Here is a 17,505-nt window from a genome sequence, read left to right on the forward strand (position 1 = left end):
CAAAAAACAGGACGAACGTCCTGTTCTGACAGGAAACCCGGGGGAACCCATGCTGAGTGGACTAGAGGCGGCCTTTTTCTACCTCTTCGCCTTTGTCGCGGTGGCATCGGCGTTCATGGTCATATCGGCGCGCAATCCCGTGCATTCGGTGCTGTTCCTGATCCTGACCTTCTTCAACGCCGCCGGCCTGTTCATGCTGACCGGCGCCGAGTTCCTGGCGATGATCCTGCTCGTCGTCTATGTCGGCGCGGTGCTGGTGCTGTTCCTGTTCGTCGTCATGATGCTCGACGTCGACTTCGCCGAAATGAAGGAAGGCGCCCTGCAATATGCACCGATCGGCGCGCTGGTCGGGCTGATCCTGGCGGCGGAGCTGATCGTGGTGCTCGGCGGCTATACATTCGTGCCGAAACTGGCGGCGACGGTCGCCAAGCCCATTCCGGACCTGGCCGCGCGCTCGAACACGGCAGCGCTCGGCGACATCCTCTATACGGATTACCTCTATTACTTCCAGGTGGCGGGGCTGGTGCTGCTGGTCGCCATGATCGGCGCCATCGTGCTGACGCTGCGCCACAAGCCGGGCGTCAAGCGGCAGTCGATCGCCGCCCAGGTCGGCCGCACGGCGGCAACCGGAGTGGAAATCCGCAAGGTCAAGACGGGCGAAGGAGTCTGAGATGGTCGTCGGCATCGCGCACTACCTGACCGTATCGGCGATCCTGTTCACGCTCGGCGTATTCGGCATCTTCCTGAACCGCAGGAACGTCATCGTCATCCTGATGTCGATCGAGCTTATCCTGCTTGCGGTCAACATCAATTTCGTCGCCTTTTCGGCGGCGCTCGGCGACCTGGTCGGCCAGGTGTTCGCACTGTTCGTGCTGACGGTCGCGGCGGCCGAAGCGGCGATCGGCCTTGCCATTCTCGTCGTCTTCTTCCGCAACCGCGGCTCGATCGCGGTCGAAGACGTGAACATGATGAAGGGTTGACGGAACCACCATGTATCAGGCCATCGTCTTCCTTCCGCTGCTCGGCTTCTTGATCGTCGGCCTGTTCGGCAGTTCGCTCGGCGCCAAGGCTTCAGAATACATCACCTCCGGCTTCCTGGTGATCGCGGCTGTGCTGTCGTGGGTCGCCTTCTTCTCGGTCGGCTTCGGCGGCGGCGAGGTGTTCACCGTGCCGGTGATGCGCTGGATCCAGTCGGGCGGGCTGGAGGCGTCCTGGGCGCTCAGGATCGACACGCTGACGGTGGTCATGCTGGTCGTCGTCAACACGGTGTCGTCGCTGGTCCATATCTACTCGATCGGCTACATGCATCACGATCCGGACCGGCCGCGCTTCTTCGCCTATCTGTCGCTGTTTACCTTCGCCATGCTGATGCTGGTGACGGCCGACAACCTCGTGCAGATGTTCTTCGGCTGGGAAGGCGTCGGCCTTGCCTCCTATCTGCTGATCGGCTTCTGGTACAAGAAGCCTTCGGCCAATGCGGCTGCAATCAAGGCCTTCGTCGTCAACCGCGTCGGCGATTTCGGCTTTGCGCTCGGCATCTTCGGCGTGTTCGTGCTGTTCGGCTCGGTCAATCTCGGCACCATCTTCGCCAATGCGGCGACGTTCATTCCGGCGGAAGGCGCGCCGCAAGGTGCGGCCGTGCTGACCTTCCTCGGCTATGCACTCGACAGGCAGGCTGCGATGACGGTCGTCTGCCTGCTTCTGTTCATGGGCGCCATGGGCAAGTCGGCGCAGGTGCCGCTGCACACCTGGCTGCCGGATGCCATGGAGGGCCCGACGCCGGTCTCGGCACTGATCCATGCCGCCACCATGGTGACGGCAGGCGTGTTCATGCTGGCGCGGTTGTCGCCGGTGTTCGAGCTGTCGCATTCGGCCCTGACGGTGGTCACCTTCATCGGCGCTTTCACCGCCTTCTTCGCGGCGACCGTCGGTCTCGTCCAGAACGACATCAAGCGCGTCATCGCCTATTCGACCTGTTCGCAGCTCGGCTACATGTTCGTGGCGCTCGGCGTCGGCGCCTATGGCGCAGCGATTTTCCATCTGTTCACCCACGCCTTCTTCAAGGCGCTGCTATTCCTCGGCTCGGGCTCGGTCATCCACGCCGTCTCCGACGAGCAGGACATGCGCAAAATGGGCGGCCTGAGGACGCTGATCCCGACGACTTACTGGATGATGGTGATCGGCACGCTGGCGCTGACCGGTGTCGGCATTCCGGTAACGATCATCGGCACGGCCGGCTTCTTTTCCAAGGACGCCATCATCGAAGCGGCCTTCGCCGGCCACAATGCGGTAGCCGCGTTTGCCTTCATATTGCTGGTCATTGCTGCCTGCTTCACCTCCTTCTACTCCTGGCGGCTGATCTTCATGACCTTCCACGGCGAGCCGCGGGCCAGCCACGAGGTCATGCACCATGTCCATGAATCGCCACCGGTCATGCTGGTACCGCTGTTCATCCTGGCGGCGGGCGCGCTGTTCGCCGGCGTGATCTTCCACGGCGCCTTCATTGGCGAGGGCTATGCCGAATTCTGGAAGGCGTCGCTGTTCACGCTGCCGGACAACCACATCCTGCACGAAATCCACGAAGTGCCGTTGTGGGTCGAGCTGTCACCGTTCATCGCCATGCTGATCGGCTTTGCGATTGCCTGGCAGTTCTATATTCGCGCGCCGGAAATGCCTCGGAGCGTCGCCGCCAACCATCGCCTGCTCTACGCCTTCCTGCTCAACAAATGGTATTTCGACGAGCTCTACGACTTCCTGTTCGTGCGGCCGGCAAAGCGCCTCGGCAGCTTCCTGTGGAAGACCGGCGACGGCACCGTCATCGACGGGCTCGGGCCGGACGGCATTTCGGCGCGCGTCGTCGACGTCACCAACCGGGTCGTCAAGCTGCAGACCGGCTACCTCTATCACTATGCCTTCGCCATGCTGATCGGCGTTGCCGCACTCGTCACCTGGATGATGCTCTGATGACCGCCTGGCCGATCCTATCGCTGGTCACCTTCCTGCCGCTGGTTGGTGTGCTTCTCATCCTTTTCGTGCGTGACGACAGCGAGAACGCGCGCCGCAACATCCGCGCCATCGCGCTGTTCACGACTGCGTTCACCTTCGTGGTTTCGCTGTTTATCTGGACCGGCTTCGACAATTCGCAGCCCGGCTTCCAGTTCGTCGAGAAGTTTGCCTGGCTGGATTCCGGCATCTCCTACCATATGGGCGTAGACGGCATCTCCATGCTGTTCGTCATCCTGACCACCTTCCTGATGCCGCTCTGCATCCTCGCCTCGTGGGAATCGATCGAGAAGCGCGTCAGGGCCTATATGATCGCCTTCCTGCTGCTCGAGACGCTGATGATCGGCGTGTTCTGCGCGCTCGACATCGTCTTGTTCTACGTCTTCTTCGAAGCCGGCCTGATCCCGATGTTCATCATCATCGGCGTGTGGGGCGGCAAGCGGCGCGTCTATGCCTCGTTCAAGTTCTTCCTCTATACGCTGGCCGGCTCGGTGCTGATGCTGCTCGCCATCATGGCGATGTTCTTCCAGTCCGGCACCACCGATATCCCGACGCTTCTGACGCATAACTTCCCAGCCAATATGCAGACCTGGCTATGGCTTGCCTTCTTCGCGTCCTTCGCGGTGAAGATGCCGATGTGGCCGGTGCATACCTGGCTGCCGGACGCACATGTCGAGGCGCCGACGGCCGGCTCGGTGATCCTGGCCGCCATCCTGCTCAAGATGGGCGGGTACGGCTTCCTGCGTTTTTCGCTGCCGATGTTTCCGATCGCATCCGAAATGTTCGCGCCGCTGATCTTCACGCTTTCCGTCGTCGCCATCATCTACACCTCGCTGGTGGCGCTGATGCAGGAGGACATGAAGAAGCTGATCGCCTATTCGTCGGTCGCTCACATGGGCTTCGTCACCATGGGAATCTTCGCGATGAACCAGGAAGGCGTCCAGGGTTCGATCTTCCAGATGCTGTCGCACGGCCTGGTCTCCGGCGCGCTGTTCCTCTGCGTCGGCGTCGTCTACGACCGCATGCACACGCGTGACATCGACGCCTATGGCGGGTTGGTCAACAACATGCCGAAATATGCAACCGTGTTCATGATCTTCACCATGGCCAATGTCGGCCTGCCCGGCACCAGCGGCTTCGTCGGCGAGTTCCTGACCATGCTCGGCGTGTTCCGGGTCAACACCTGGGTGGCGTTCTTCGCCGCCACCGGCGTCGTCCTTTCGGCGGCCTATGCGCTCTGGCTCTACCGCAAGGTGATCTTCGGCGCGCTGACCAAGGAAAGCCTGAAAGGCCTGCTCGACCTGTCGACGCGCGAGAAGGTGATCATCTATCCGCTGGTCGCGCTGGTCATCTTCTTCGGCGTCTATCCGGCGCCGATCTTCGACGCGACCGCCGAATCGGTCAAGGCGCTCGTTACCAATGTCACCGCATCCATCGGCGCCGCGCAGACCGCGGCGGCGAACTGACTGGGGGTTTGCGAACCATGACGCCGGACCTTCTCTCAAGCCTGTCGCTCTCGACGCCAGAGCTGATCCTCGCCATCGGCGCCTTGGCGCTGTTGATGCTCGGCGCCTATTCGCGCGCCAACACCACTGTCACGGTGAGCGGCCTTGCTGTTGCCGTGCTGGTGATCGCCGGCGCCTGGCTGATCTTTTCCCCAGGGCAGGGCAATGCCTATGGCGAAGCCTTCATCCAGGACCCATTCGCCCGCTTCATGAAGGTGCTGGCGCTGATCGGCTCGGCGGTGACGCTGGTCATGTCGGTCCGCTTTGCCCAGGCGGAGCGTTTCGACAAGTTCGAATATCCGGTGCTGATCCTGCTCTGCACGCTCGGCATGATGCTGATGATCTCGGCCAACGGCATGATCGGGCTCTATCTCGGCCTCGAGCTGCAATCGCTGGCGATCTACGTGCTGGCGGCGATCAACCGCGACAATCTGCGCTCGACCGAGGCTGGGCTGAAGTACTTCGTCCTTGGCGCGTTGTCGTCGGGCATGCTGCTTTACGGCATCTCGCTGGTCTACGGCTACACCGGCAACACCGGCTTCCAGGAGATCGCCGCGGCGCTGAGCGGCGGCGAGCGCCAGCTCGGCCTCGTCTTCGGCCTGGTTTTTGTGCTGGCCGGCCTTGCCTTCAAGATCTCGGCGGTGCCGTTCCATATGTGGACGCCCGACGTCTATGAGGGCGCGCCGACGCCGGTGACGGCTTTTCTGGCGGCGGCACCGAAGATGGCGGCAATGGCGCTGATGGTGCGCGTCACCATGGGCGCCTTCAAGCCGATCGCCGCCGACTGGCAGCAGATCATCGTCTTCATCTCGATCGCCTCGATGGCGCTTGGTGCCTTTGCGGCCATCGGCCAGACCAACATCAAACGGCTGATGGCCTATTCCTCCATCGGTCATATGGGTTATGCGCTGGTCGGCCTTGCCGCGAACAGCCAGGACGGCGTGCGCGGCGTCGCCATCTACATGCTGATCTATCTGGTGATGACGCTCGGCACCTTCGCCTTCATCCTCGCCATGCGGCGCAAGGAGGGCAATGTCGAGCAGATCAGCGATCTCGCCGGACTGTCGGCAACCAATCCGATCATGGCGACGATCCTCACCATCCTGATGTTCTCGCTGGCCGGTATCCCGCCACTCGCCGGCTTCTGGGGGAAATGGTACGTGTTCCTCGCCGCCATCAATGCCAACCTCTACGCGCTGGCGATCATCGGCGTGCTGGCGTCTGTGGTGGGCGCCTATTATTATCTGCGCATCATCAAGATCATGTGGTTCGACGAACCGGTCGGCGGCTTCGTGCCGATGGCGACCGAACTGCGCGTCGTACTCGGCGCCTGCGGCGCTTTCGTGCTGTTCTACGTGCTGATCGGCGGCCCGATCGGAACCTACGCCGCTGCCGCAGCCAAGACCTTCTTCTGACGGAATGACGTTCAGGCTGGCTCCAACCGCGGCTTCGGACGGGTTCCGGCTCGAGGCGCACGACACGGTCGGCTCCACCAATGCGCTGGCGCTGGAGCACGCGCGGGCCGGCGATCCGGGCAAACTCTGGGTCGTCTCAAAAAAGCAGGAAGCCGGGCGTGGCCGCCGTGGCCGCGCCTGGGCGACGCCCGAGGGCAATCTGGCAGCGACGCTGCTGGTGATCACCAACACCGAGCTTCGGCTTGCCGCGACGCTCGGCTTCGTTGCCGGACTGGCGCTGGCCGACGCGCTCGACGCTGTCGTGCCGAAGGGCAGGATCGGGATCGGCCTCGATGGTGCGAGCCAAGGCAAGAACCGTTTCGAACTGAAATGGCCGAACGATGTGCTTGCCTCGGGCGCCAAGCTCGCCGGCATCCTGCTGGAATCGGCGATGCTGGATGGCGACCGTTCGGCGGTGGCTGTCGGTATCGGCGTCAACGTGGTGGCTTATCCCAAGGATTTGCCTTATCCAGCGACGTCGCTCAGCGCGCTGGGGTCTGCTTGCGATGCCGAGACGCTGTTTCTGGCGCTGTCGGATGCCTGGAGCGAGAATGCGCGGCTGTGGAACGAAGGGCGTGGGCTTGCCGCCGTCAGGCGGCGGTGGCTGGCGCGTGCGGCGGGGCTTGGCGGGCAGGTTGCTGTCAGAATTGACGGTAATGTGGTGCGCGGCACCTTCGAGACCATTGACGAGGACTGCCGTTTCGTGATCCGCGACGATGAAGGTTCGGTTCTGACGATCGCCGCCGGCGACGTGCATTTCGGCGCGGTTGCCTCGGCCGGCGTTTGACCGGCCAATACGTTTGACTGGCCAGGTATTTGACCAGCTTGAATTTGACCGGCCGACAATTTTGACCGGCCGACAATTTTGACCGGCCCGCAATTTTGACCGGCAAGGAAGGAAAGACCATGGCGACAGCGGAAAACGCCGAACTTGTCTTCGTGCCGCTCGGCGGTGTCGGCGAGATCGGCATGAACTTTGCCCTCTACGGCTATGGACCGGCCAATGCGCGCGAATGGATCGTGGTCGACGTCGGCGTCACCTTTCCCGATGCAACCCTGCCCGGCGTCGACCTGGTTCTGCCCGACACACGCTTCATCGAGGAGAATGTCGCCAATCTGCGCGGCATCGTCATCACCCATGCGCATGAGGACCATTACGGCGCGCTCCACGACATCTGGCCGAAGCTCAAGGCGCCGGTGTGGATGACGCCGTTCAGCGCCGGCCTGCTGGAAGCCAAGCGGCAGGGCGAGCAAGGGGCGCCGAAGATCCCGGTGACGATCTACCGGGCCGGCGAGAAATTCACCGTTGGCCCGTTCGAGATCGAGGCCATCCCTGTTGCGCACTCCATTCCCGAACCGATGTCGCTGGCGATCACGACGCCGGCCGGTGTCGTCATCCATACCGGCGACTGGAAGATCGATCCGGCGCCGACGGTCGGGCCGATGACCGACGAGGCGCGCTTCCGAGCCTATGGCGACAAGGGCGTGCTGGCGCTGGTCTGCGATTCCACCAATGCGATGCGGGAAGGGGAATCGCCGTCCGAAGTGGCGGTGGGCGAGGGCCTCAAGAGCGTCATCCAGAACGCCAAGGGCCGGGTCGCCGTCACCAGCTTCTCCTCCAATGTCGGGCGTATCGTCTCCATCGCCAAGGCGGCGCGGGATGCCGGCCGCCAGTGCCTGGTGATTGGCCGCTCGATGAAGCGAGTCATCGATGTGGCTGATGAACTCGGCTATATGGACGGGTTGCCGGAATTCATCGCCGAGGAGGATTACGGCTTCATCCCGCGCGAAAACCTCGTCATCATCTGCACCGGCAGCCAGGGCGAGCCGCTTGCCGCACTTGCCAAGCTGTCGCGCGACGAGATGAAGTCGGTGGCGCTGACGGCCGGCGACACGGTGGTGTTTTCCTCGCGCACCATTCCCGGCAACGAGAAGGCGATCCTCGAAATCAAGAACCGCCTGATCGATCTCGGCATCAAGATCATCGAGGACGGCGATGCGCTGGTGCATGTCTCCGGCCATCCACGCCGCAGCGAATTGCGCAAGATGTATGAATGGGTGCGGCCGCAGATCGGCGTTCCCGTGCATGGCGAAGCGGCGCATCTGGTGGCGCAGGGCTCGCTGATGTCGACGTCCGGTATCGGCCAGGTCGCGCAGGTGCGCGACGGCGACATGCTCAGGCTGTATCCGGGTGCCGCCGCCATCATCGACCAGGTGCCGTTCGGCCGCATCTACAAGGATGGAAGGCTGATCGGCACCGACCAGGCGATGGGCATTCGCGACCGCCGCAAGCTGTCCTTTGCCGGCCATGTCGCCGTCAATGTCGTGCTCGACGACAAATACGAGCTTGCCGGCGATCCCGATCTGGTCGCCATCGGCGTCGCCGAGGCCGACGGCAGCGGTGAGAGCCTGGAAGACCTGATGATCGATGCGGCAATCGGCGCCGTGGACTCCATCCCCCGCCAGCGCCGAAAAGACCTCGACCTGGTCCAGGAGGCGGTGCGGCGCGCGGTGCGCGGCGCGGCCAACGAAGCCTGGGGCAAGAAGCCGCTGGTGACGGTGTTCGTCACAAGATGAGGGAGTAGGGGAGTATGGCAGTAGGGGAGTAGGGAAGAACAGATAGTTTGCACTCTCCAAACTTGTTTTTCGTACTCCCGTACTCCCCTATTCCCCTACTCCCCTAACCGGGAGCACTCTATGCTCGGACGCCTCAACCATGTCGCGCTTGCGGTGCCGGATCTGGCCGCGGCTGCGGCGGTCTATCGCGATACGCTTGGCGCGCGCGTGACCGCGCCGCAGGCGCTGCCGGAGCATGGCGTTACGGTGGTGTTCGTCGATGTCGGCAACACCAGGATCGAGTTGCTCGAGCCGCTCGGCGAAGCCTCGCCGATCGCCGCATTCCTCGCGAAGAATCCGTCCGGCGGCATGCACCATGTCTGCTATGAGGTGGATGACATTGTTGCGGCGCGCGACCGTCTCAAGGCCAGCGGCGCGTGCGTGCTCGGCGACGGCAATCCGAAGATCGGCGCACATGGCAAGCCGGTATTGTTTCTGCACCCCAAGGATTTCTTCGGCACGCTGGTCGAACTGGAGCAAGCATGAGTTGGGTTTCGTTTATCGCCCTGTTCTTCGCCACGTGGTGGGTGGTGTTGTTCGCCGTCCTGCCGTTCAGCATGCGGACGCAGGACGAGGATCGGGACGTGACGCTTGGCACGGTTCCGAGCGCACCGCGCGGACCGCACATGCTGCGCGCCGCGCTGCGCACGACGATCGCCACGCTGGTCCTCATGGGTATCTTCTACGGCATCACGAGAGGGCTTGGCCTCGGTATCGACGACATCCCGCACATCGTGCCGGATTTTAACCAGAGCCCAGCGCATTAGCCGGCTACCGATCGTGTCCGACTATCCCAGCCTAGCCGAGGCTCTGAAATCAAGCTGAGCCAGCAAGGTCAACCCAAAGTAAAGGCCGGGGCGGGTTTGGGCTGACGCAACGTCATGTAGTTTGGTAATCCGTCGTGCTAACCAGATGATTGCACAAAAAAAATGCAAGGCGCGAGGCCTTGCAATTTAAACGCGTCCGATCTGTTTCCGGTGTCCGGCGGCAGCGAGTTACCGCGCCTAGATCGCATCCTCCCAAGACTTTGACCGCGTAGGAGGGCAGATTTTTCTCTACCCTCTCGGTTATGGGGGCACACTAGCCTAAGGCGGGTGAAAATGTCACGAAGAATTTTGCCCAGAAACAGGCAATCTCGTGCTGCAGTGCACAATAGTACGGCAGGCGTTGCTTGCGAAACGCCCAGCAAGCCGCGTGCGGCAATTGCGGCGCCTGTGCAGCGCCTGGGCCGGGTTTCCATTCCGCCATGAAATGGCTATGAAGCCGGGGCAAGCAAGCCTGCGCTGCGCCGATTCCGGCGCCGCCATCCTCTCTCACGGACCAGTTCATGCGTTTGTCGCGCTATTTCCTGCCCATCCTCAAAGAAAATCCGCGCGAGGCCGAGATCGTCTCGCATCGGCTGATGCTGCGCGCCGGCATGATCCGCCAGCAGGGGCAGGGCAGCTTTTCCTGGCTGCCGCTCGGCAAGCGGGTGCTGGACAAGGTCTGCCGGATCATTCGCGAGGAGCAGAATCGCGCCGGCGCACTCGAAATCCTGATGCCGACCATCCAATCGGCCGAGCTGTGGCGCGAAAGCGGCCGCTATGAAGACTACGGCAAGGAGATGCTGCGCATCAAGGACCGGCAAGACCGCGATATGCTCTACGGGCCGACCAACGAGGAGATGGTCACCGAGATCTTCCGCTCCTATGTCAAGTCCTACAAGGACCTGCCGCTCAACCTCTATCACATCCAGTGGAAGTTTCGCGACGAGGTGCGCCCGCGCTTCGGCGTCATGCGTTCGCGCGAGTTCCTGATGAAGGACGCCTATTCCTTCGACCTCGATTATGAAGGCGCCAAGGCCGCCTATAACCGCATGTTCGTTTCCTATCTCAGGACGTTTACGCGCATGGGGCTGCAGGCCATCCCGATGCGCGCCGACACCGGGCCGATCGGCGGCGACCTCAGCCATGAGTTCATCATCCTGGCCGACACCGGCGAGAGCCAGGTGTTCTGCCATCGCGATTATCTTTCGCTGGCAGTGCCCGGCGCAGACACTGATTTTTCGAACGACGCCGAGATCGGCGGCATCGTCACGACGTGGACGACGCCCTATGCCGCCACCGACGAGATGCATGACGAGGCGGCGTGGGAGAAGGTGCCCGCGAGCGACCGGGTCTCGGCGCGCGGCATCGAGGTTGGGCATATCTTCCATTTCGGCGACAAATATTCCAAGCCGATGGGCGCCAAGGTGACCGGGCCGGACGGCAAGGATCATTTCGTTTCTGGCGGTTCCTACGGAATCGGCCCGTCCAGGCTGGTCGCGGCGATCATCGAGGCCAGCCATGACGATAACGGCATCATCTGGCCGGAGGCGGTGGCACCGTTCGATGTCGGCCTGATCAACATGAAGGCTGGCGATGCCGAATGCGACCGCGTCTGCGGCGAGCTGAATGCCGCCTTTGCCGCCGCCGGCAAGGAGGTGCTCTACGACGACACCGACCAGCGGCCGGGCGGCAAGTTCGCCACCGCCGACCTGATCGGGCTCCCGTGGCAGGTGATCGTCGGGCCGCGTGGTGTCGCCGCCGGCGAGGTCGAGATCAAGAACCGCAGGACCGGCGAGCGCGAGACGCTGCCGATCGGCGACGTGAAAAAGCGTTTCGGTGCCGCCGCATGAACGAAGCGGCGGCAGCAAGACCACCGGGCGCCGGGCCTTTTTCCGGCTTCGAACGCTTGGTGGCGTGGCGCTATCTGCGCTCGCGTCGCAAGGAGACGGTGATCTCGGTGATCGCCTCGATCTCCTTCCTCGGCATCATGCTGGGCGTCGCCACGCTGATCGTCGTCATGGCAGTCATGAACGGCTTTCGCGCCGAACTGCTGACGCGCATCCTAGGCGTCAACGGGCACCTGATCGTGCAGCCGCTCGACATGCCGCTGGAGGACTATGCCCAGGTCGCTGGCCGCATCAACGGCGTGCCCGGCGTCAAATACGCCATCCCGCTGATCGACGGGCAGGTGCTGGCGCAAGGCAATGTCGGCGGCGGCACCGGCGCGCTGGTGCGCGGCATACGCGGCGAGGATCTCGGCAAGATCACCATCGTCGCCAACAACATCAAGGAGGGCTCGATCGTCGGCTTCGACACCGGCGAAGGCGTCGCCATCGGCAGCCGCATGGCCGAAAATCTCGGCCTTGTGCTCGGCGATACCATCACGCTGATCTCGCCCGAGGGCGACATCACGCCGCTCGGCACGACGCCGCGTATGAAAGGCTATCCGATAACCGCGATCTTCGAGGTCGGCATGTCGGAATATGACAGTTCCATCGTCTACATGCCGTTTTCCGAAGCGCAGCTTTACTTCAACATGGACGGAAGGGCGCAGACGATCGAGATCTACGCCGACAATCCCGACAATATCGACGCGCTGAAGCCGAAGGTCGAAGAGGCGGCGCAGCGGCCGATCAGCCTTGTCGATTGGCGGGAGCGTAACAAGACGTTCTTCGACGCGCTGCAGGTCGAGCGCAACGTCATGTTCATGATCCTGACGCTGATCGTGCTGGTGGCGGCGCTCAACATCATTTCGGGCCTGATCATGCTGGTGAAGGACAAGGGCCACGACATCGCCATCCTGCGCACCATGGGCGCCACGCGCGGCGCGATCCTGCGCATCTTCCTGATGACCGGGGCTGCGATCGGCGTTGTCGGCACTATCGCCGGCGTGCTGCTCGGCATCGTGATCTGCCTCAACGTCGAGCGCATCCGCCAGTTCTTCTCCTGGCTGGCCAACGAGCGGCTGTTCAATCCCGAGCTTTATTTCCTGAGCCAGCTGCCGGCCCGCATGGATGCCAGCGAGACGATCTCGGTCGTTCTCATGGCTTTGGCGCTGTCATTCCTGGCGACACTGTTTCCGGCATGGCGCGCTGCCAGGCTCGATCCGGTCGAAGCGCTGAGGTACGAATGATGGCCGAGGCCATTATCGAGCTGAAGAGCGTCGAACGCCACTATGTACAGGGGCCGCGCAAGCTGACCATCCTGAACGGCGCCGATTTTTCGCTGAAGCGTGGCGAGATGGTGGCGCTTGTGGCGCCGTCGGGCACCGGCAAGTCGACGCTGCTCCACACTGCCGGGCTGCTGGAGCGACCGGACGCCGGCGACGTGATCCTGGCGGGGCGCGCCTGCGGCCGGCTTTCCGACGACGAACGCACGGCGATCCGCCGCAACGATGTCGGCTTCGTCTACCAGTTCCATCATTTGTTGCCTGAGTTTTCTGCGCTGGAAAACATCATGATGCCGCAGCTGATAAAAGGGCTGCCGCGCAAGGAGGCGGCCGAGCGGGCGGCGCAATTGCTCGACTATATGCAGATCGGCAAGCGCGCGCAGCATCGTCCTTCCGAGCTCTCCGGCGGCGAGCAGCAGCGCGTCGCCATTGCGCGTGCCGTCGCCAATGCGCCGCTGGTGCTTTTGGCCGACGAGCCGACCGGCAATCTCGACCCGGTGACCGCTTCCTATGTGTTCGAGGCGCTGGCAGCGCTGGTCCGGCAATCGGGCCTGGCGGCGCTCATCGCCACCCACAATCACGAGCTCGCCTCGCGCATGGACCGCCGCGTGACGCTCGCCGACGGCAAGGTCGTGCCGCTTTAGGGTGCGCTGCAATTGAGGCGATGACGGCCTGCGAGCTGCCGTGCGCCGTCCCGCCGCCTTTCGCGCGCCTGTCGGCCGCGAAACGCTCGGCATTTCCCTCTCAACCCTTTCTTAACCCTGTCGAATTGACCGGGCGCAAATTCCGGTGACGTCCGGACTGCGATCGTTGACATTCGAACAAAATTAGAACAAAATACGAACATACTAACAACAGGAGAGAGTTATGACCGATCTTGTTCAGGATGTCGTCTCGCTGGTGTGCATGAGCACGTTCCTCATTTCCATGGCAATCTGGATCGGCGCGATGTGAGGATTGAGCTCAAGGGCGGGCTCGATGCTGATGAGCGAGGGCCGCCTTCGCATATTGGCGCAGGCATTGGGCGAGTGTTTCAGCCGGCCTTGCGGGATACTTCGACAGGCGACACCGCGGCGGGCCCGAACACGTCCTCGAAAGCGGATTTCAGCGCCAGGTCGAGGTCGGCCATGGTTACGGGAAGGCCGAGGTCGACAAGGCTGGTGACGCCGTGATCCTGGACGCCGCACGGCACGATGCCGCTGAAATGGCTAAGGTCCGGCTCGACATTGATGGCGATGCCGTGAAAGCTCACCCAGCGCCTCAGCCTGATGCCGATGGCGGCGATCTTGTCCTCGGCCGCCGAGCCGTCGGGCAAAGCGGGGCGGTCCGGCCGAACCACCCAGACGCCGACGCGGTCCTCGCGGCGTTCGCCGCGTACGTTGAAGGCGGCCAGCGAGCCGATGATCCATTGTTCGAGTGCGGCGACGAAGGCGCGGACATCCTCGCGCCGCCGCTTCAGGTCGAGCATGACGTAGGCGACGCGCTGGCCCGGCCCATGATAGGTGTATTCGCCGCCACGCCCGGCGGCAAAGACCGGGAAACGGTCCGGCTCGATCAGGTCCTCGATGCGGGCGCTGGTGCCGGCGGTGTAGAGCGGCGGGTGCTCGACCAGCCAGACCATCTCGCCGGCGCCGCCGCTGCGGATTGCCTCGGCGCGCGCCTCCATTACGGCGAGCGCATCGGGATAGGCGGTGAGCCCGGGCTCGATGCGCCATTCGACCGGCGCCGAGCCGGGCAAGGGCAGGAACGACGTGGCGATCTGGCTGCGCTCTGTCATGATATCTCGTCTCGCCACTCATATGGCGGCAATCGGTACAAACGTCCAGTTCCGGCACGTTCGGCCCTTGAAGAGTTATGCCGATGTCCGGCCGATTATTGCTGGCCGCGCACTTGTTTCACCGGAAACGATTTGCTACACGCCGCGGGCCGGTTGGTTCCGGCTCCTACCACGTGCGGTCGTGGCGGAATTGGTAGACGCGCAGCGTTGAGGTCGCTGTGGGGCAACCCGTGGAAGTTCGAGTCTTCTCGACCGCACCATTAAATTCGAAAGCGGAACCTCCAGCCCGTTGAATTCGAGCACGGCGGGGAGCGTCCTTGTCGGGGCGCGAGGCTTTTTGCCTGGTTGCGATCACGAATGTGGCCCAGTGAAGAAGCAATCGGCGCGCGGAGCCATCTATGCGGTTGGCGTGCAAACTATTCGCGCACCAAGCGTCCGGTTGCCCACCAGATCACAAATACAACAACGATCGATGCGTAGCCGTTCACGGCATGGTGGCAGCCAGTGTACACCGATCCGTACAGGATCAGGGCTGCAAAGTTCCAACCGAGAACGAGCCGGCGCTGGGTGTGGTTCGAGGGGCAGCTCGATCTCGACGCTGATCGGATGGTTCATGGCCTATGGTCCAGCGACGACCAAGGGTGGCCCGGTAATCTCCATATCGAATTAGCACCTTTGCGCTTGCCTTGAAGGCATCCTATTCTGGCGGGTAGTATCCGCTCGTGGGCATAGAATGTCGGTACTGCCTTTCTTAAGAATTTACGCGCTGCTCAACGCGGTGCTGGCTGCGACTGGGCTTGTGGCGGTGGCTACGCTCACGATACCGGACATGTCCGGACGAAGCAGACTGGCTTTGGCTGCCGTGCTCGCGGTCATTTGGGGTGTCTATCTCCTGGAATTGGCGGAGAAACTGCTCAAGCGCCGGACGGGAGACGTTCGGGACAGGACGCCGGCAATCGCCATTGATGTGCTCGCGGTTTTGGTTCCACTCGCCGCATTTCTGCTCGTCGGCACGCCCGACCGGAGCCTCTACTGTGCTGTCTGGCTGCTCAAACCGCTGCGCGATTCAACTTTCTTCCCGCTGCTGGGCAGAATCCTGACCAACGAAGCGCGCAACCTGATCGGCGTCGCCACGGTCTTCGGCATCGTTCTTTTCGGTTTTGCGCTCGCAGCCTATGTCATCGAGCGCGACGTCCAACCGCAACAGTTCGGCAGCATCCCCCAGGCAATGTGGTGGGCGGTGGTCACGCTGTCCACCACCGGTTATGGCGACGCTATTCCGGAAAGCTTCGCCGGCCGCGTCCTTGCCGGGGCGGTCATGATGAGTGGCATCGGCATCTTCGCGCTCTGGGCTGGCATTCTTGCCACCGGCTTTTATCAAGAAGTCCGTCGCGAGGATTTCGTCCGCAATTGGCAATTGGTCGCCGCCGTGCCGTTGTTTCAGAAGCTCGGCCCGGCCACACTAGTCGAGATCGTGCGCGCATTACGACCTCGCGTCGTGCCGGCGGGCGCTGTGATCTGCCGCAATGGCGAGACCGGTGACCAGATGTTCTTCGTCGTGGAGGGGCGCGTCAGCGTCGCGACGCCGAACCCGGTGGATCTGGGCCCTGGCGCCTTCTTCGGCGAGATGGCGCTGATCACCGGCGAACCGCGCTCGGCGACCGTCAGCGCCACAACGGTGGTCTCACTCCTGTCGCTACACTCGGCGGATTTCCAGATGCTGTGCAGCAGCAGCCCGGAGATCGCAGAAACCATCCGCAAGACCGCGCTCGAGCGGCGCGGCGCGGCAGCTAAGGGTTGACCGTACTAGGTGTTCGTCAGAGGAGGATGTGATGGCAAGGCTGCCAGCTGCCTGCCGATGGTGGCTGGCCGGAACTACATGCTTTGCCGCTGCCGAACCATCCTCAATACAGGTCGCCACGGAATCGTAGAAAAATGGCTTAAAATCAACGCGGGAGGCGTTGCGGCGCTGCATCTCGACCGCACCATCAAATTCGAAAGCGGAATCTCTTGCCCGTTGAATTCGAGCACGGCAGGGAGCGTCCTTGTCGGGGCACGTGCTTTTTGCCTGATTGCGGTCGCGAGTTTGGCTTATGCGAAGTGGCCATCGGCAGGCATGGCCATCTATCGACAAGCGCACATAACTATTCGCGCACCAGGCGTCCGGTCGCCCACCAAATCACCGACACAACAACGATCGATGCGTAGCCGTCCACGGCATAGTGCCAGCCAGTGAACACCGATCCGTACAGGATCAGGGCTGCAAAGGTCCAACCCAGAACGCCAAGCCAGCGATTGATCGATGACAGCAAATAGGCGTTCAATGCGGCAAAGGCGACATGCATGCTTGGCATGGCCGAGATGCCGCCGCCAAGACTTGGCCGGCCGCTTTGGTAAGCCATCAGGAGATATGCCGCGGGTTCCCGCACCATGTAACTATGGTCCAGCCTGTCCAGGGCCGCATTCAATCCGTGGAAGCGATCCACGCCGACAAAGTGGTGGTAGTAAACCGGTCCGACCGATGCCAGCGCCACGGCCAAGACCGTTCCGAGGACGGACAACGTCAGCGCTGCTGCGCAGAGATAGCGGATGCGGGCAATCTCGTCCGACCAGAGCGACACGAAAAGGATGGCGCCGAACCACTGGTAAAACCAAATGACTTCATAGCTGTTGAAGACGACGAACGACCAATTGTTGCTGTCGAGCTTATGGACGATCTCCCATGGCGGCATCCCGTGCAGCCATTCATCAGCGTCGGCCAACCAGTTGTCGGCATAGTATGGGACGACGGACGGGATGGCGATCTTGTAGGTAGAGAACGCGGTCAAGCTGGCAAAGAAGAACAGCAGCACCAGCAGACAACCGCGCCAGCGCCCTTGAACCAAATCCAGTGCGTAGCGAACCGGTTGCCGCCGGCCATGGATTAGCGCGGCACAGCAGACGCCACCGATAAACAACACCGGAATGCCAACAAGAAACTTGTGAGAATAGATTAAGGCGGACGTATAGAATATTTCTGGATATAGTGCAGATGCGCCTAAAACGTATGTCGCCATGAACAAGGAGAGGCGCAATTGCCATATGGCGGAGGGCCTGTAGCGAGAGGCTTCCGTGGTTAGGGCCAAACCAATTTACCTGTTCTTAACGTTTCGCCGGAGAGACACATACACCGGTA

15 protein-coding genes and 1 tRNA gene are annotated in these 17,505 nt (G+C 62.4%); 14 read left to right on the forward strand and 2 right to left on the reverse strand.

Features of this window, described 5'->3' with window-relative positions; translation table 11 throughout:
- The first annotated feature begins 49 nt into the window (after nucleotides 1-49).
- The 12 genes from NKJ81_RS03275 (at nucleotide 50) to NKJ81_RS03330 (ending at nucleotide 13,197) form a co-directional block, all read left to right on the forward strand.
- Nucleotides 50-670: an NADH-quinone oxidoreductase subunit J gene (locus tag NKJ81_RS03275; RefSeq protein ID WP_352539621.1), complete on the forward strand. Its 621-nt coding sequence runs from the start codon at nucleotides 50-52 to the stop codon at nucleotides 668-670.
- A 1-nt stretch (nucleotide 671) separates the two neighbouring features.
- Entirely contained in the window at nucleotides 672-980 is a 309-nt protein-coding gene (gene nuoK, locus NKJ81_RS03280) for an NADH-quinone oxidoreductase subunit NuoK (protein WP_023676620.1), read from the forward strand.
- Nucleotides 981-990: 10 nt separating this feature from the next.
- Nucleotides 991-2,964: an NADH-quinone oxidoreductase subunit L gene (gene nuoL / locus NKJ81_RS03285; protein ID WP_352539622.1), complete on the forward strand. Its 1,974-nt coding sequence runs from the start codon at nucleotides 991-993 to the stop codon at nucleotides 2,962-2,964.
- Nucleotides 2,964-4,469 (forward strand): NADH-quinone oxidoreductase subunit M, encoded by a 1,506-nt coding sequence (locus tag NKJ81_RS03290; RefSeq protein ID WP_352539623.1) that lies wholly within the window; start codon nucleotides 2,964-2,966, stop codon nucleotides 4,467-4,469. The genes nuoL and NKJ81_RS03290 overlap by 1 nt, the downstream gene beginning before the upstream one ends.
- 17 nt (nucleotides 4,470-4,486) lie before the next feature.
- Nucleotides 4,487-5,923, forward strand: a complete 1,437-nt coding sequence (gene nuoN / locus NKJ81_RS03295; RefSeq protein WP_352539624.1) for an NADH-quinone oxidoreductase subunit NuoN — start codon at nucleotides 4,487-4,489, stop codon at nucleotides 5,921-5,923.
- 4 nt (nucleotides 5,924-5,927) lie between these two features.
- On the forward strand, nucleotides 5,928-6,749 hold the full coding sequence (locus NKJ81_RS03300) for a biotin--[acetyl-CoA-carboxylase] ligase (RefSeq protein WP_352470240.1): 822 nt from the start codon (nucleotides 5,928-5,930) through the stop codon (nucleotides 6,747-6,749).
- A 119-nt stretch (nucleotides 6,750-6,868) separates the two neighbouring features.
- The gene (locus NKJ81_RS03305; RefSeq protein ID WP_352450006.1) at nucleotides 6,869-8,539 is read left to right on the forward strand and encodes a ribonuclease J; all 1,671 of its coding nucleotides are present in this window, start codon (nucleotides 6,869-6,871) and stop codon (nucleotides 8,537-8,539) included.
- A gap of 120 nt (nucleotides 8,540-8,659) precedes the next feature.
- A complete protein-coding gene (gene mce / locus NKJ81_RS03310; protein ID WP_352539625.1) occupies nucleotides 8,660-9,064 on the forward strand; it encodes a methylmalonyl-CoA epimerase in 405 nt (134 codons plus the stop codon).
- The gene (locus tag NKJ81_RS03315; RefSeq protein ID WP_352470241.1) at nucleotides 9,061-9,345 is read left to right on the forward strand and encodes a DUF1467 family protein; all 285 of its coding nucleotides are present in this window, start codon (nucleotides 9,061-9,063) and stop codon (nucleotides 9,343-9,345) included. The genes mce and NKJ81_RS03315 overlap by 4 nt, the downstream gene beginning before the upstream one ends.
- A 560-nt stretch (nucleotides 9,346-9,905) precedes the next feature.
- The gene (proS, locus tag NKJ81_RS03320; RefSeq protein ID WP_352539626.1) at nucleotides 9,906-11,234 is read left to right on the forward strand and encodes a proline--tRNA ligase; all 1,329 of its coding nucleotides are present in this window, start codon (nucleotides 9,906-9,908) and stop codon (nucleotides 11,232-11,234) included.
- Complete coding sequence (locus NKJ81_RS03325; RefSeq protein ID WP_352539627.1) at nucleotides 11,231-12,517, forward strand: lipoprotein-releasing ABC transporter permease subunit; 1,287 nt, start codon at nucleotides 11,231-11,233, stop codon at nucleotides 12,515-12,517. Before proS ends, NKJ81_RS03325 begins: the two co-directional genes overlap by 4 nt.
- Nucleotides 12,514-13,197: an ABC transporter ATP-binding protein gene (locus NKJ81_RS03330; RefSeq protein WP_254818120.1), complete on the forward strand. Its 684-nt coding sequence runs from the start codon at nucleotides 12,514-12,516 to the stop codon at nucleotides 13,195-13,197. Before NKJ81_RS03325 ends, NKJ81_RS03330 begins: the two co-directional genes overlap by 4 nt.
- Nucleotides 13,198-13,586: 389 nt before the next feature.
- On the opposite strand, the gene lipB is transcribed toward NKJ81_RS03330, so the two are convergent.
- The gene (gene lipB / locus NKJ81_RS03335; RefSeq protein WP_352539628.1) at nucleotides 13,587-14,330 is read right to left on the reverse strand and encodes a lipoyl(octanoyl) transferase LipB; all 744 of its coding nucleotides are present in this window, start codon (nucleotides 14,328-14,330) and stop codon (nucleotides 13,587-13,589) included.
- A gap of 175 nt (nucleotides 14,331-14,505) precedes the next feature.
- Here lipB and NKJ81_RS03340 point away from each other — a divergent pair.
- A tRNA-Leu gene (locus NKJ81_RS03340) sits at nucleotides 14,506-14,590 on the forward strand.
- A gap of 473 nt (nucleotides 14,591-15,063) precedes the next feature.
- Complete coding sequence (locus NKJ81_RS03345; protein WP_352539629.1) at nucleotides 15,064-16,131, forward strand: cyclic nucleotide-gated potassium channel; 1,068 nt, start codon at nucleotides 15,064-15,066, stop codon at nucleotides 16,129-16,131.
- 343 nt (nucleotides 16,132-16,474) lie between these two features.
- Here NKJ81_RS03345 and NKJ81_RS03350 read toward each other — a convergent pair whose 3' ends face one another.
- Nucleotides 16,475-17,386 carry a phosphatase PAP2 family protein gene (locus NKJ81_RS03350; RefSeq protein ID WP_352539759.1) on the reverse strand — a complete coding sequence of 304 codons (912 nt, stop codon included), beginning with the start codon at nucleotides 17,384-17,386 and terminating at the stop codon, nucleotides 16,475-16,477.
- Nucleotides 17,387-17,505 lie beyond the last annotated feature (119 nt).

This window comes from Mesorhizobium sp. M0018 (assembly GCF_040323955.1).
GTDB lineage: Bacteria > Pseudomonadota > Alphaproteobacteria > Rhizobiales > Rhizobiaceae > Mesorhizobium.

Bases quoted from the DNA above. Each gene is read 5' to 3' on its own strand.
- NKJ81_RS03275 (WP_352539621.1), top strand. From the start codon at position 50: ATGCTGAGTGGACTAGAGGCGGCCTTTTTCTACCTCTTCGCCTTTGTC.
- nuoK (WP_023676620.1), top strand. From the start codon at position 672: ATGGTCGTCGGCATCGCGCACTACCTGACCGTATCGGCGATCCTGTTC.
- nuoL (WP_352539622.1), top strand. From the start codon at position 991: ATGTATCAGGCCATCGTCTTCCTTCCGCTGCTCGGCTTCTTGATCGTC.
- NKJ81_RS03290 (WP_352539623.1), top strand. From the start codon at position 2,964: ATGACCGCCTGGCCGATCCTATCGCTGGTCACCTTCCTGCCGCTGGTT.
- nuoN (WP_352539624.1), top strand. From the start codon at position 4,487: ATGACGCCGGACCTTCTCTCAAGCCTGTCGCTCTCGACGCCAGAGCTG.
- NKJ81_RS03300 (WP_352470240.1), top strand. From the start codon at position 5,928: ATGACGTTCAGGCTGGCTCCAACCGCGGCTTCGGACGGGTTCCGGCTC.
- NKJ81_RS03305 (WP_352450006.1), top strand. From the start codon at position 6,869: ATGGCGACAGCGGAAAACGCCGAACTTGTCTTCGTGCCGCTCGGCGGT.
- mce (WP_352539625.1), top strand. From the start codon at position 8,660: ATGCTCGGACGCCTCAACCATGTCGCGCTTGCGGTGCCGGATCTGGCC.
- NKJ81_RS03315 (WP_352470241.1), top strand. From the start codon at position 9,061: ATGAGTTGGGTTTCGTTTATCGCCCTGTTCTTCGCCACGTGGTGGGTG.
- proS (WP_352539626.1), top strand. From the start codon at position 9,906: ATGCGTTTGTCGCGCTATTTCCTGCCCATCCTCAAAGAAAATCCGCGC.
- NKJ81_RS03325 (WP_352539627.1), top strand. From the start codon at position 11,231: ATGAACGAAGCGGCGGCAGCAAGACCACCGGGCGCCGGGCCTTTTTCC.
- NKJ81_RS03330 (WP_254818120.1), top strand. From the start codon at position 12,514: ATGATGGCCGAGGCCATTATCGAGCTGAAGAGCGTCGAACGCCACTAT.
- lipB (WP_352539628.1), bottom strand. From the start codon at position 14,330: ATGACAGAGCGCAGCCAGATCGCCACGTCGTTCCTGCCCTTGCCCGGC.
- NKJ81_RS03345 (WP_352539629.1), top strand. From the start codon at position 15,064: ATGTCGGTACTGCCTTTCTTAAGAATTTACGCGCTGCTCAACGCGGTG.
- NKJ81_RS03350 (WP_352539759.1), bottom strand. From the start codon at position 17,386: ATGGCGACATACGTTTTAGGCGCATCTGCACTATATCCAGAAATATTC.